General features: G+C 45.7%; 11 protein-coding genes. 5 read left to right on the forward strand and 6 right to left on the reverse strand.

Features of this window, described 5'->3' with window-relative positions; translation table 11 throughout:
• Positions 1–22: 22 nt before the first annotated feature.
• Entirely contained in the window at positions 23–2,281 is a 2,259-nt protein-coding gene (locus ACLIIY_RS10035) for a DNA internalization-related competence protein ComEC/Rec2 (protein WP_434527547.1), read from the reverse strand.
• 8 nt (positions 2,282–2,289) lie between these two features.
• Here ACLIIY_RS10035 and ACLIIY_RS10040 point away from each other — a divergent pair, with 8 nt between their 5' ends.
• On the forward strand, positions 2,290–2,799 hold the full coding sequence (locus tag ACLIIY_RS10040) for a DUF2062 domain-containing protein (RefSeq protein WP_009707126.1): 510 nt from the start codon (positions 2,290–2,292) through the stop codon (positions 2,797–2,799).
• A gap of 168 nt (positions 2,800–2,967) precedes the next feature.
• Here the strand turns inward: ACLIIY_RS10040 and lolE are convergent, their stop codons facing one another.
• From lolE to lolC, 3 genes are read right to left on the reverse strand one after another with little or no spacing between them, the layout of a single operon-like run.
• On the reverse strand, positions 2,968–4,212 hold the full coding sequence (gene lolE / locus ACLIIY_RS10045) for a lipoprotein-releasing ABC transporter permease subunit LolE (protein ID WP_027726601.1): 1,245 nt from the start codon (positions 4,210–4,212) through the stop codon (positions 2,968–2,970).
• 2 nt (positions 4,213–4,214) lie between these two features.
• On the reverse strand, positions 4,215–4,922 hold the full coding sequence (gene lolD / locus ACLIIY_RS10050) for a lipoprotein-releasing ABC transporter ATP-binding protein LolD (RefSeq protein WP_005437497.1): 708 nt from the start codon (positions 4,920–4,922) through the stop codon (positions 4,215–4,217).
• Positions 4,915–6,123, reverse strand: a complete 1,209-nt coding sequence (gene lolC / locus ACLIIY_RS10055; protein WP_434527548.1) for a lipoprotein-releasing ABC transporter permease subunit LolC — start codon at positions 6,121–6,123, stop codon at positions 4,915–4,917. The genes lolD and lolC overlap by 8 nt, the downstream gene beginning before the upstream one ends.
• A 264-nt stretch (positions 6,124–6,387) precedes the next feature.
• On the opposite strand from lolC, the gene ACLIIY_RS10060 reads away from it, so the two are divergent.
• The 4 genes from ACLIIY_RS10060 to ACLIIY_RS10075 all read left to right on the forward strand — a co-directional run bounded on the left by ACLIIY_RS10060 (position 6,388) and on the right by ACLIIY_RS10075 (position 11,827).
• Positions 6,388–6,957: a PilZ domain-containing protein gene (locus ACLIIY_RS10060; RefSeq protein WP_132697719.1), complete on the forward strand. Its 570-nt coding sequence runs from the start codon at positions 6,388–6,390 to the stop codon at positions 6,955–6,957.
• Positions 6,958–6,962: 5 nt separating this feature from the next.
• Positions 6,963–10,424 (forward strand): transcription-repair coupling factor, encoded by a 3,462-nt coding sequence (gene mfd / locus ACLIIY_RS10065; protein ID WP_434527549.1) that lies wholly within the window; start codon positions 6,963–6,965, stop codon positions 10,422–10,424.
• Between the two features lie 7 nt (positions 10,425–10,431).
• A complete protein-coding gene (locus ACLIIY_RS10070; RefSeq protein WP_005437502.1) occupies positions 10,432–11,199 on the forward strand; it encodes a peptidoglycan binding protein CsiV in 768 nt (255 codons plus the stop codon).
• Between the two features lie 79 nt (positions 11,200–11,278).
• Entirely contained in the window at positions 11,279–11,827 is a 549-nt protein-coding gene (locus tag ACLIIY_RS10075) for a GNAT family N-acetyltransferase (RefSeq protein ID WP_434527550.1), read from the forward strand.
• An 86-nt stretch (positions 11,828–11,913) separates the two neighbouring features.
• Here the strand turns inward: ACLIIY_RS10075 and ACLIIY_RS10080 are convergent, their stop codons facing one another.
• Positions 11,914–13,203, reverse strand: coding sequence for an NAD(P)/FAD-dependent oxidoreductase (locus ACLIIY_RS10080; protein ID WP_009707133.1), 1,290 nt, complete (start codon positions 13,201–13,203; stop codon positions 11,914–11,916).
• A gap of 526 nt (positions 13,204–13,729) precedes the next feature.
• Positions 13,730–14,269, reverse strand: a complete 540-nt coding sequence (gene ycfP, locus ACLIIY_RS10085) for an alpha/beta hydrolase YcfP (protein ID WP_434527551.1) — start codon at positions 14,267–14,269, stop codon at positions 13,730–13,732.
• Between the last annotated feature and the right edge of the window lie 62 nt (positions 14,270–14,331).

The raw sequence follows: 14,331 nt of genomic DNA on the forward strand, positions 1-14,331 counted from the left end.
TTATTTTCTTACATTAAGACTCTTATTCTACTCCCTTACGCAGCATCTGCCTATACCAAGGCTCAATTGTCTCGCTACGTTTGGTTTCAAAATGCCAATTGTCTTGCTCTATGAACACCGACACTTGACCGCTTGTTCCTGTATCCAACCAGTGTGAGTTTGCCTTCTCATAAGCATGAATAACCTTTTCTGCAGGCATTCCCCACTGATTGGCTTTAGCTAAAGACGCGATGGCAAGTTGGGGAGAAACTGCTTTCACAAACTTAGGGTTGGATGAACTTTTGCTACCATGATGAGGCACAAGCATCACATCACTCTCTAGCTTTTCGGGTTCACGAACTAATATCCACTCGCTGATGGCTTCGATGTCTCCCGTCAGAAGCAGTTTAAAATCAGATTCTGTATCGACGACTCGAATAACACACGAATGAGGATTGTAAGCACGGTTTACCTGCTTAGGCGGCCACAACACTTCAAATTTAAGCGCCTGCCAAGTCCATTTCTCTCCTGCAATACATGGTTGGTAACCAAAGTACTGCTGACTGCTGAATTTTGTTTTTGGCGAAAAATGTTGCTCTATGTAGTCTCGACCACCAGCGTGGTCTGAGTCTGCATGACTCACAATCAATACATCGATGGAACGAAAGCCTCTGCGATGCAAAACGGGCGAAACAACCTGTTGAGCGATACTGCCCGTGTTCCACGCTTTCCCAGTATCATAAAGAAGAACCTCCCCCTCCTTCTCTATCAAAACGGCCAGACCATGCCCTACATCCAACACATCAATACGCCAACGTCCAAATTGACGTTCATGAAATAAAGCGACAGAAACAATAACAAGCAGCAAAATAACCATCACGCCTTCGGTTAGAAATCTTGCCCCGATGAAAGCACAAGTTATCGCAATAACCAGTAACGTCATCTCAAGACTCATGGAATACCAGCTGCCTTCAGCGAACTGCAATGACCAACTAAGAGGCCAAAGCACCCCATCTAAACATTGCCACAGCAGAGAAGCGATATCGTCAGACAAAGGAGTAGCAATGAGCGCAATAAACATCAAAGGGACGACAATGAAACCAAACCAAGGAATAAAAATAAGGTTATAAACGATGGAGGACAAACTGGTCCCTGAGAAAAACACACCACTGATGGGAATAATCAACATAGTAAGTACTAACTGTACTTTCAGTAGTGCTGTTAACTTAGCAATCCAATGGCCTTGAGCCTGTTGTACGACATTAACGGCTAACAATACCGCGACAACAGAAAGGTAAGACAACCAAAAGCTTATATTCAGAGGTGCAAACGGCTCTAAGCAAAGCTGTATTGAAACCGCAAGTAGAAGCACACGCCATGGGCTCCAATAAACCAAGCTAAATTTCAGCAACAAGTAAATGGCGCAGACAGAAAACGCACGAGTGGTAGGTAAAGAGAAGTTGGCTAACCATGCATAAGCAAGAGCAGTGATAAGTCCAAATAATGGCGGAATGAATGCGTAACTGAGCAGCCCATACCTAACAGCAAATCCGACACTCATTCCAAACGCAAAAGCCATGCCTATGTGCAAACCCGATATCGAGACCAAATGCAGTAAGCCGCTATCTCTCAAAGCCCCCCAATCGGACTGAGTAAGCAATGATCGGTCACTAAAGGCGAGTGCACTGATCAAAGGAAAATGTTCAAGCTCTGAGATATGTTCATTGGTGGTCGCGATGATTTGCTGACGAATAGAAGTTTGTGTGCGAATTACCCACGTGGCATCAGAAATGACTACCGCTCTTGCAACGATACCTTTTCCAGCGGCTTGTTTCTCTGCATCGTACCCAGCTTCATTATTCAGACCCAAAATGGGTTTAATCGAGACTTGAGTGGTGAATTCGCTGTTAACAGTCAGAGGGAATGCGGTTATCAATCGGATTTTTGGTTTAAGAAAAGGTAACAGCTTTTGAGAATTAACCTGATCAATCTGCGCAATTCCTTCATATCCGTGACTTATTTGCGTAAAAGGGCTGTCAACTTTACCATTTATGGTAATATTCACCCCTGCTTGAAACAGGGCTTGTCTTTGATGCTCCATAACATTGCCGTGGATAATGACAACCATAAAGCCCCAAATTGCGCCTATGCTCAATAAGCCGCGCCGTAATTTGATTATCGAGCCAATGGCAATTATTCCCAGCAGCAACCATCGCCAATCTGGCATCGTCGGCCACCACGCAGACGAGATAACGCTTGCTACAAATAACGCCAAGGTCAAACTTTTTTCTAAGAGAGTCATGTCGTCCTATGCCTAGAAAGCTGATTAAACGCTTCATGCCAGATCATGAAATGATCAAACGCCAAAAAGCACTGAAGGTCTTCGGCAACGTTTTATACAACCCGAATCTGTGGTGTTTAAATCGTCGCTCTGCATCTGGTGCTTTTGCTGTTGGTCTGTTTATGGCGTTTGTTCCGCTTCCGAGTCAGATGATCATGGCTGCAGGTCTTGCCATCATGCTTGGCGTAAACTTGCCTCTCTCTGTTGCCCTTGTTTGGATCAGTAACCCAATCACCATGCCAGTGTTGTTCTACTTTGCGTACAAACTTGGCGCACTCGTGATGCATGTACCACCACAACCTTTCCACTTTGAGTTGTCGTGGGAATTCATCATGCAGCAAATGAACACCATTGGGCCTCCGTTCTTGTTAGGCTGCGCGATTTGTGGTGTTGCTTCGGCAATCATTGGCTACTTCGGTATTCGTGGACTCTGGCGATATTCCGTAGTGAGAAGCTGGCAAAAACGCAAAATACGATAAGTACTTATTGAAAAAATGGCAGGTTACAGCGCGTTGATTGGAAAAGAGTTAACGTTTGAAATGAAAGAAGATGTAGCCTAGGTATGAAAAATACTGAGCCAGTACAGACTTAAAAATAAAGGACCGAAATTCGGTCCTTTATTTTTTGTGTTTCGTTTATTTGGCTTGTTATTTCGAGCTCAAAACTGCAGCGGGATTAAGCTTCGCCGCTCTAGAAGCTGGGTACCAAGTCGCAAGCAAACTCAAAATAATCGCCGTGCTTGATACCAAAGCAACATCTGGCCAATGCAGCTGTGATGGCAAGAAGTCGACAAAGTAAATGTCCCCTGACAAGAACTGGTGCCCTATCAAGCTCTCTAAGGCTTTGATAATTGGTGTTAAGTTTAATGCGACAAACACACCGACAATACTGCCAGCAATACTGCCGAATACCCCTGAGAACACACCTTGCCAAACGAAAATGCGCTTAATCAGCCCATCTTTCGCACCCATGGTTCGAAGAATCGCGATTTCTGCGGCGCGGTCTTTTACCGCCATCATTAGCGTCGAAACAATATTGAAGCTCGCCACACCAATCACTAGCACCATTACCAAGTACATAATCGTGCGGACTAGCTGGATATCGCGATACAAAAAGCCAAACTGTTGTTGCCAGCTTTTTAGATACACATACACATCAATCAGATTACCTACTTCTCTCACAATCGAAGGGGCGTTCAGCACATCATCGGTTTTGAGAGAAATCCCGGTAACGCCATCACCCAAGCGCGCATACGCTTGAGCATCCTTCAGTGGGACTAGAGCGAGCGAATGATCTATTTGACCATTTAGTGTTAGAAAGCCTGCGACCTTAACGCGAACACGCTTCGGTGCTTGAACTTTATTGGTGCTGCCTGTTTGTGGAATCATCAACGTAATGTAGTCACCCACATCGACGTTCAGTTCGTTCGCAACACCACGACCCAAAATCACTTGTTTTTGACCTGGATAGAAGTTTTGCCAAGCTTCAGGGTCAATGAATTCAGACATGCTCGAGACGGCCTGTTCAAAAGCAGGGTCGACACCGCGAACCTCTATCGCTTTTAACTTGGTGCCTTTTTCGGCCAAACCCGTAAACCGAACATAAGGTGCTGCCGCAACAACGTGTTCGTGGTTTAGCGCTTGATTCATGGTTTTGGTGTAATTGTGCAGCGGGCCATTCACCCCTTCCAATTCACCGTGCGGAATAACCGACAGCACGCGCGATTGCAACTCACGCTCGAAACCATTCATAGCAGAAAGGCCAATGATGATCACTGCGACGCCGACAGCAATACCGATGGTTGAAGAAAGTGAAATGAACGACACCATCTTGTTACGCTTTTTAGCGCGACTGAAACGGCCACCGATCATCAATGCTAAAGATGAAAACAAAATTAGCCCTCCGCAACCGCTGTTTCAGTGATAAAGCGATCCACCAGTAAGCCATCTTGCATATGCATTTGACGGTCCATTTTCGCCGCTAACTCGTTATCATGAGTCACGACTAAAAAGGCAATATTCGACTCTTGGTTTAACTCACGCATCAAATCATAAATTGCCAGTGCCGTGTTGTGGTCAAGGTTACCTGTTGGTTCATCTGCTAATACCAGATCAGGTTTATTCACCAATGCTCTTGCAATAGCAACACGTTGGCGCTCACCACCAGACAGTTCGGATGGGCGGTGATCCATACGATGGCCTAAACCCACTTTTTCCAACAATGCTTGTGCGGCTTCTTTCGCTTCAGAGACCTTTGTTCCGCCGATCAGTAAAGGCATTGCCACGTTCTCTACCGCAGTGAAGTCAGCCAGCAAATGGTGAAACTGATACACAAAACCAAGGTGTTTATTACGCAAAGCCGCTTGCTTATTCGAGCTTAACGCCGACAAGTCCTGCCCTAGAAAATCGACTTCACCTTCGGTCGCATCATCCAATGCGCCAAGAATATGAAGTAACGTACTTTTACCTGAGCCTGAAGAACCAACAATAGAAACCAATTCCCCTTTGTCGATATCAAAACTCACGCCTTTCAGCACTTCAGTATCTAGCGAGCCTTCTCGGTAGACTTTACGAATATCACGACATTCTAATAGCTTATTCATAGCGAAGTGCCTCAGCAGGTTTAACAGAAGATGCTCGGTAAGACGGGTAAACAGTTGCAGCTAGACTCAGAGCAATCGCCAGCACTACCACTAATAAAATTTGGAATGAATCAATCACGATTGGCAGATGGCCACCGAAGCTGAACAATGCAACGCCTGCAGCTTCCAAAATCGCATTGAGGTTGAGCGATAAAGCCACGCCGACAGCACCGCCAACAATCGCGCCAATCACACCGCTACTTGCGCCTTGCACCATGAAAATCGCCATCACTTGAGATTGCTTCATCCCTTGAGTTTTGAGAATCGCGACTTCTGATTGCTTCTCCATCACCACCATAATCAGAGCAGAAATGATGTTAAACGCCGCAACGCCAACAATCAGACCAAGCATCAAGCCCATCATGTTCTTTTCCATTTTTACTGCTTGGAAAAGTTCACCACGTTGCTCACGCCAATCACTCCATTTCCAATCGTCTGGTAATGGTTTATCTGCAAATTCAGTCACCATAAACGGGTCAGAGAAATACACGCGCCAACCCGAGACGGTGTCTTTCGGCAAACGCATCAGCTTTGAAGCATCCGTCATGTTAACGATCATAAGCTGACCGTCGACATCAGAGCCGGTATTAAAAATGCCCGCAACAGTAAAGTTACGTTGGCTTGGAATACGTCCTAGAGGCGTGAATTGAGTGGCATTGGTCACCATCAAACGCACTTTGTCACCCATAGAAACTTTCAGGGAGCGCGCTAAGCTGTGACCAAGAAAAACTTTATACTCACCCGCTTTTAGTGACGATAAGCGGCCAGCAATAAGGTGATTAGAGATAGGATCGCCCAATTTAGGTTCGATACCAATTAGGTAGCCAGCCGTCAGCTGAGCAGAGCTTTGGATCACCGTTTCACCACGAACGATAGGTTCCGGTTTCGCGCTTGTCGACATATCTTGAATAAACTGAGGGGCATTTTCACTGATCGGTGTTTTACCATCATGTTGCGAAACGACCGCATGAGGAAGCACACCTAAAATCCGTTCTTTAAGCTGGGCTTCAAAGCCATTCATAACGGAAAGTACGGTCACTAACGCCATCACACCGATCGTGATACCCGCTGTCGACATATAAGAAACAAATCGACTAAACCTATCTCCGGAGCGTCCCCGAAGATACCTCAAGCCGATAAACAGAGAGATAGGATGATACATATAAGGCAAACCAACTGGTTTTTTAATAATGGAGCTATTACTTAGCTAATTAATATTCGTTATCTTACCTTACTCTTACTATGAAGAAGACAAGATAATCGCCAAATTTGTCAACGACATGCAATAAGTCCCTATTTACAGCAAAAAGTTCAGCCAGAAAAACAGGTAAACTTGATAACTTAAACTGATTAGCGATAATCATTGCCCTATCCTACTCATTCTTCAATGAAATGAGAGCGCTCGTTGGCAGAAAAGGACCAAATTATGACAGAGCAAGAATACTTCACCGTACACCACAATCTGACGATCAACGTCGAAACGTTAGAGACGGGCTTTGCTCTGCCAGATGAAGAGACTTTTGTATCAGAAATCCCAGCGCCTTTCATTGTTGCGAGTGAATTCAGTCACCTCGATATGTTGGCTGATAACGCAAGACTAGAGCTGCAAAGCAAAGAGCTCAAACACGTCATCTATTTGCTGGATACACAGAACTCAAAATTAAACCTGCTACTGAGTTTTATGCTTTCTCAACAAGATGATGCCAAATTACGTTTTCAAACGACCCAATTCGGCGCTAGTCAGTTGAGCTATCGCAGTGATTCAGAAGTAGAAACAGGAAAACTGGTTCGCGTAAAACTCTTCTTAGATCATCCAGCTGCAGCAATTTACTGCTACGCTCAGGTAGTAGAATGCGAATCTGCCGAGCAAGGCTATGTGATCACACTTAAGTACAAATTACTTAGGGAAGCTGACCAAGATTTATTAATCAAAGCCGCGCTATACCAACAGCAAAAATTACTCCGTCAGCGCTCACTAGAGCGAGATAACAAATAATTACCATGACAAAAGCAACGATTCTCTCCGTCACGAATCCGTCTGAGCGTGGCGACAAAAAACAGCTTGGCAACCTACCTGGTGCCGCATTGCCAATGGCGATTGCAGAACTGGCGAAACAGCATTCAAGCCACTCTCTGCTTGTGGTTCCAGATCCGCAAATGGCGCTTAAGCTCCAAGCAGAAATAGAGCAGTTTACTGATCAATCGGTCAGCCTATTCCCTGATTGGGAAACGCTGCCTTACGATAACTTCTCTCCGCACCAAGAAATCATCTCAGACCGTATTGCGCGTTTATATCAGCTACCAAACCAAGCCGGTGGCGTAACGATTGTGCCAGTAAGCACCGTATTACAGCGCCAGTCTCCACGTGACTTCTTGTTGCAACACACCTTGATGGTGAAAACGGGCGATCAGTTCTCGCTAGAGAAGCTTCGCGTTCAACTTGAAAACTCAGGTTACCGCCATGTCGATCAAGTGTTTGGCCCCGGTGAGTACGCAAGCCGTGGTTCAATCCTTGATTTGTTCCCGATGGGCAGCTCGGATCCATACCGTATTGATTTCTTCGATGATGAGATCGACACGATCCGAACGTTCGATCCAGAGAACCAACGTTCTATCGAAGACATTCAGCAAATCCAGTTATTGCCAGCTCACGAGTTCCCGACCACAAAAGCGGCGATTGAAGATTTTCGGACTCGTTGGCGCTCTCAGTTCGAAGCGCGACGCGAACCTGAATCAATTTACATGCAAGTCACCAAAGGCACGTGGCCGGCAGGTATCGAGTACTGGCAACCGCTGTTCTTCGATCATACAGAAACGTTATTTGACTATTTACCTGAAGACTCGCAACTGATCATCGTTGGTGATATTGAAGCTGCGGTTGATACCTTCTTAAATGACGTCGACTACCGCTATGATCAAAAGAAAATCGATCCACTGCGTCCGCTATTGGCGCCACACGAGTTGTGGCTCAAGAAAGACGAACTCTTTGCTCAGTTTAAACAACTGCCACAAGCACAGTTAAGCTTAGAGAAAATCGTCAAGCGCGCAGGTCGCCAAAACCTTGCGGTGCAATCTCTTGCAGAACTCGGCGTTCAACAGCAGAACAAAGAGCCACTGGCACGTTTACGTCAATTCAGTGAGCAGTTCGCAGGCAAAATCGTCTTCTCAGTCGAGTCGGAAGGTCGCCGTGAAGCGCTAACCGAGCTTCTCCAAGGCATCAAAGTTCGCCCTGTCGTACATGGTTCACTCTATCAAGCGCTTGATTCTGATGATCGCTTCAGCTTGATTCTAGGTGCCGCAGAACACGGCTTTATCCATGATGAGCTCAACTTTGCACTGGTTTGCGAAAGCGACTTGTTGGGCGATCGCGTTATCCAACGCCGCCGTAAAGACAAGAAGACCGTTAACAGTGACACAGTTATTCGTCACCTAGCGGAGCTTAAACCGGGTCAGCCTGTTGTCCACATTGATCACGGTATCGGCCGCTACATTGGTTTGCAAACGCTTGAAGCTGGCGGTATGAAAACGGAATACGTAACACTTGAGTATCAAAATGATGCCAAGCTTTACGTACCCGTATCTTCATTGAACTTGATTAGCCGCTACTCTGGCGGAGCTGAAGAAAGCGCGCCGCTGCATAAACTGGGTGGTGAAGCATGGGCGAAAGCTCGTCGTAAAGCTGCAGAAAAAGTTCGTGATGTTGCCGCTGAACTTCTGGATGTTTACGCGAAACGAGAATTGAAACCGGGCTACAAGTTTGAGCTAGACCGTGGTCAATACGCGACCTTCAAAGCGACTTTCCCGTTTGAAGAAACCGATGACCAATCAATGGCCATCAATGCGGTTCTTTCCGATATGTGCCAAGCAAAAGCCATGGACCGCCTTGTGTGTGGTGATGTGGGCTTTGGTAAAACAGAAGTTGCGATGCGCGCGGCATTTGTTGCCACAGACAATAGTAAGCAAGTGGCGGTCTTGGTTCCGACGACCCTACTTGCACAACAGCACTTTGAAAACTTCCGTGACCGTTTTGCCAACTTGCCAATCCGCGTAGAAGTGCTTTCTCGCTTTAAATCGGCAAAAGAACAAAAAGTGATTCTCCAAGATGTTGCCGATGGCAAAGTCGACATCGTAGTAGGCACTCACAAACTGCTCTCAAGCGACATCAAATTCAAAGACCTTGGTTTATTAATCGTCGATGAAGAGCATCGCTTTGGCGTTCGCCAGAAAGAGAAAGTGAAAGCGATGCGTGCTGATGTCGACATCCTAACGCTTACCGCGACACCAATTCCGCGAACGTTGAACATGGCAATGAGTGGCATGCGCGACTTGTCGATCATCGCGACTCCACCAGCACGCCGTTTGGCAATCAAAACATTTGTGCGTCAACGTGAAGACTCCGTGGTTCGTGAAGCAGCACTGCGTGAAATCATGCGTGGTGGTCAGGTTTACTTCCTGCACAACCAAGTCGAAACCATCGAGAAAACAGCCGAAGATCTGCAAAAGCTCATCCCAGAAGCGCGTGTTACCGTAGCCCATGGCCAGATGCGTGAGCGCGAACTAGAACGCATCATGAATGACTTCTATCATCAGCGTTTTAACCTTTTGGTGTGTACCACCATCATAGAAACCGGTATCGACGTTCCGACCGCCAACACCATTATTATGGACCGAGCAGATAACCTTGGTCTTGCACAGCTGCACCAATTACGTGGCCGTGTTGGTCGTTCTCATCACCAAGCATACGCTTACTTGTTAACGCCACATCCTAAAGCGATAACAAAAGATGCCATTAAGCGTCTTGATGCGATTGCCTCTCTGGAAGATCTGGGCGCAGGCTTCACCCTTGCAACGCACGACCTCGAAATTCGTGGTGCGGGTGAGCTATTAGGTGACGAACAAAGTGGTCAAATTCAATCGGTTGGTTTTACACTGTATATGGAGATGCTTGAACAAGCGGTTGAAGCATTGAAAGAAGGTAAAGAGCCATCATTGGATGATCTACTTCGCGAGCAAACCGAAATTGAGATGCGCATTCCTGCTCTACTCCCGGATGATTACATTCCGGATGTGAACACGCGTTTATCGATGTACAAACGTATTGCGAGTGTGAGCGACAATGAGGGCTTATCCGAGCTCAAGGTTGAACTGATTGACCGATTTGGTCTGTTACCCGATGCAACGAAGAATCTCCTATCTGTCTCAGAGCTGAAAATTGGGGCAGGAAGTCTCAAAGCGAAGAAGATTGAGGCGCATGACAAGGGCGGATTCATTGAGTTTTACCCTGATGCTGACATAAACCCAGCGTATTTGGTTAAACTCCTGCAATCACAGCCGCAAAAATTTGCAATGGAAGGTCCAACTAAGTTCAAGTTTAGCGTACCATTAACGGACCGACGTAAACGCATTCAGTTTGTTCAAGACTTACTGAATGATTTTAAACAGAATTTATTACCAACGAGCTAATAGTCGAATGAGAATACTGATCCCATTATTACTTCTTTGTGTCTCAATGCCATCTTGGGCTGCGCGTCAATTTGATATTGAAGTAATTATTTTCAAGCGAGCAGTCGACGCTGAAAGCACCAGTGAATCATGGCCAAATGAACTGCCAAAGATCGAAATGAGCAATGTCGGCAGTTTAGACAGCGAATCTTACCGCCGTTCAAAAGGTGTAACCTTACTACCACGTTCTTCTTTCCGTTTGAACGCCCAAGAATCCGCATTAAATAATCATGCTGGTTTCAAAGTGCTTAAGCACGTGGCATGGCGTCAAGGTGACCGAGGTAAAGCAAGCGCTCCTATTTTCCGCATCGTTGGTGGTCGTGATTTCTCAGGCTCTTACAATGCTGATGGTAGCCCAATCGGTAGTAGCTCTTCGCTAACAAGCGATGGTTACAGCGAAGAGAACGTGAGCGGTCCACTCTATGAGCTAGACGGCAAGCTACAAATTTACGTCCAGCACTACTTGTTCGCAGAGACGACAATGGATTTACGTGAACCGAGTGTTCGTGAAATCCACATCGAATCACAGCCATCTGATCAGCTGACCAATGAGTTGGGTGAAGTAGACGGTAATGTACAAGTCGGCAACTTGGCAGAAGTGTCGCCAACAGTGACCGAAGAGAAGTTCTTGAAGAGCTTCCGAATGGATCAAAAGCGCCGTATGCGCAGTAGTGAAACGCACTACTTAGACAACCCACTAATGGGGATGATCATTCAAGTTCGTCGCGTTCAATAAGTCACGAATTAAACACAAAAGCGCAGCACTGGCTGCGCTTTGTTTTATCTAGAATCTCACATGGAAGTTGTATCGATTCATGGCACCAGATTTTGAAATCATAACACCACGCTTAGCGCTCAAACTGATTCCATCAGAGCAAGCACACTCATTGCAACGTTTACTTGTTGAATCCCCTTCCCTACACCAATGGTTAGATTGGTGTAACGAGGACGTCTCTCTAAAAGATGCTCAAGATTTTCTATTGGCAACCCGCTTAAACTGGGTAAAAACCGAAGCTTTCGGCTTTGGGATTTATGAACGAGAACACAATAACCTCGTTGGAATGGCCGCCGTGAATGAGCTTTACCACACCTTCAACATGGCGAGCATTGGTTATTGGATTGCTGATCGCTATCAGCGCAATGGTTATGCTCAAGAGGCAATTAGAGCACTTGCAGAGTTCTGCTTTGCAAAACTGAATTTAACGCGTGTAGAGATCGTCTGCGATTTAGACAACATAGCAAGTCAGGCGTTAATTGAGTCGGTTGGAGCCAAAAAAGAAACCATTGCGAGAAATCGCTTTATCTTTCACGGAAAACCAAAAGACGGCGTAGTGTATTCGCTGCTTCCTAGCGACTTAGAATGAAAAAAGCCACCGACATGCGGTGGCTTTTGTTTTATTTATCATTGGGTTCTTTCATCGAACATTCGACACAGAGCCCAATCTTCAAATTAGTGCAGCTTCAAGTTTGGACGCAGTACGCGGTTGATACGGCCAACCAACATCATTAGGCCAGTCTTAATCACACCGTGCAGCGCCATTTGGTGCATGCGGTATAGCGAGATGTAAACCACGCGAGCAATACGACCTTCAACCATCATGGAACCTTTAGTTAGGTTACCCATCAAGCTACCTACTGTAGAGAAGCGGCTTAGAGAAACCAAAGAACCGTGGTCTTTGTATTCGTACTCTTTTAGCTCACGACCGTTAAGCTTAGCAACGATGTTAGTGAACGCTTGGCTCGCCATTTGGTGTGCAGCTTGAGCACGTGGCGGTACAAATGAACCATCTGGTTGAGTACATTGAGCCAAATCACCGATAACAAAGATGTCGTCATCACGAGTGGTTTGTAGTGTATTTTTCACAACAAGCTGGTTGATACGGTTCGTTTCTAGGCCCGCGATGTCTTTGATGAAATCTGGAGCTTTGATGCCCGCTGCCCATACCATGATTTGAGCAGGGATCTTCTCGCCGTCTTTCGTTGTCAGACCATCTTTATCAGCTTGTGTCACCATCGTCGCAGTGCGTACATTTACACCCAGCTTAACCAACTCTTGGTGCGCCGCAGAAGAGATACGTGGTGGAAGTGCAGGAAGAATACGCTCACCCGCTTCAACAAGGTTTACATTTAGCTTGCTAGAATCTAGGTCGCCAAAACCGTATGTACGTAACTCTTTCACTGCGTTGTGAAGTTCAGCAGATAGCTCAACACCCGTTGCACCCGCACCAACAATAGCGATATCGACTGTGCCATTACCGTTTTTCGCGTGTAGCTTTAGGAACTCGTTGTTCATTTCACTACGGAAGCGGTGTGCTTGTTCTGGGCTATCTAGGAAGATACAGTTGTCACGAACACCAGGAGTGTTGAAGTCGTTAGATGTAGAACCAATTGCCATCACTAGAATGTCGTATTCTAGTTCGCGGCTTGGCATAAGAAGTTCGCCGTGATCGTCTTTAAGCTCACTAAGAATGATCACTTTACGCTCACGGTCGATGTCTTGAAGGCTGCCCATTTGGAAGTCAAAGCTGTGGTTTTTCGCATGAGCACGGTAGCTCAGTGCATCCACACCTTCATCCAATGAACCTGTTGCTACTTCGTGCAATAGCGGTTTCCACAAGTGGCTCGCTTTACGATCTACCAGTGTAATTTGCGCACGGTTCTTACGACCCAGAGTGCGGCCCAGTTTGGTTGCCAACTCAAGGCCACCAGCACCGCCGCCTACAACGATAATGCGTGTCACAATGTTATCCTCTACAAAAATGAATATATGGGTTCAGCTCGATGCTGACTCACAGTAATCTGCGGTCATACATCCAACCGATGAATTCTTTGGTCTCTAGAGGTGAGCTCACTTTTGGATAAACACCGATACCATCTTATTTTTTTCTTATTCTTATTAGCTTATTGATGTGCATCGGTTTCTTGATCTGAAATACACGATCTCAGACAAAAAATGGGCAAGTTTCTTACTCGCTCTCAATTTTTTTTGATATTTATCAAATTATTTTTACTGAGTTCAGTATATAGGGCAATCTTTTGATGGCAACAAAAATCCTTACTCGAGATACGGATTGGCTAATTTTCGTCTGTTTGACGGTAACGTTTTCGTGCCACAAAAGGTTAAATCGATAAATCAAGCCAATAAATCGATACAAAATGTAAAATCTTGCGGAATCAGTGCCGCTCGTTTGAGCACTAGTAGAAACGAAAACAGCACTTCGAAAAGTGCTGTTTAAACAAAATAAGTTTGTTCGCTCTAAAACCAATTAGGCGCTTTTGAATGCCTTCATCGCTTGCAGATGATGAGAGATCTTCTTGAACTTATGGGTTTGGGTTTCATCCCAAATGATTTCGTAGTGTTTATCCAGTTCTGCTGCGGTTTTTGAGTTGTCGTGGATTTCATCTTCTTTCGACAAAATCACCAAACAGCGCTCTTTGTTTTTCGCACGGAATTGCTCCACACATTTGGTCGCAATATCTTCGTACTCTTCAGGACGGTCAATACGCCCTGCCATCGTCTTCTCTGGATGCAAGTTCGGGTTGAACATCACTTGCTTAATGCCGCAAAGAAAACCGATTCGCTCTGACCAGTATGCGCCAAGGCCAACACCACAAATCAGTGGGTTTGGGTCGTCCGCTTGGTCAATGACCTTAGACACTTCTTTCAATAAGTGCTGCATGTCATGCTTAGGATGAAGTGTACTGTAGTTGATGAAACGAATGTCATCATCGATGAATTGCAATTGAAGAACTTTTTCGTGGTTACCCGGGCTTGTACTATCAAAGCCGTGCAAGTAAATAATCATGTGTACCTCTCCCTGTGACTTGCTGGTACTTCACTTTAAACTACCACTATTTCTTTATGGTT

The organism is Vibrio sp. K4, from assembly GCF_051122595.1.
GTDB classification, from domain to species: domain Bacteria; phylum Pseudomonadota; class Gammaproteobacteria; order Enterobacterales; family Vibrionaceae; genus Vibrio; species Vibrio owensii.

Coding starts and splice junctions, on each gene's coding strand:
- ACLIIY_RS10035 (WP_434527547.1), bottom strand. CDS start 2,281: ATGACTCTCTTAGAAAAAAGTTTGACCTTGGCGTTATTTGTAGCAAGC.
- mfd (WP_434527549.1), top strand. CDS start 6,963: ATGACAAAAGCAACGATTCTCTCCGTCACGAATCCGTCTGAGCGTGGC.
- ycfP (WP_434527551.1), bottom strand. CDS start 14,269: ATGATTATTTACTTGCACGGCTTTGATAGTACAAGCCCGGGTAACCAC.
- ACLIIY_RS10040 (WP_009707126.1), top strand. CDS start 2,290: ATGCCTAGAAAGCTGATTAAACGCTTCATGCCAGATCATGAAATGATC.
- ACLIIY_RS10075 (WP_434527550.1), top strand. CDS start 11,279: ATGGCACCAGATTTTGAAATCATAACACCACGCTTAGCGCTCAAACTG.
- lolC (WP_434527548.1), bottom strand. CDS start 6,123: ATGTATCATCCTATCTCTCTGTTTATCGGCTTGAGGTATCTTCGGGGA.
- ACLIIY_RS10070 (WP_005437502.1), top strand. CDS start 10,432: ATGAGAATACTGATCCCATTATTACTTCTTTGTGTCTCAATGCCATCT.
- ACLIIY_RS10060 (WP_132697719.1), top strand. CDS start 6,388: ATGACAGAGCAAGAATACTTCACCGTACACCACAATCTGACGATCAAC.
- lolD (WP_005437497.1), bottom strand. CDS start 4,922: ATGAATAAGCTATTAGAATGTCGTGATATTCGTAAAGTCTACCGAGAA.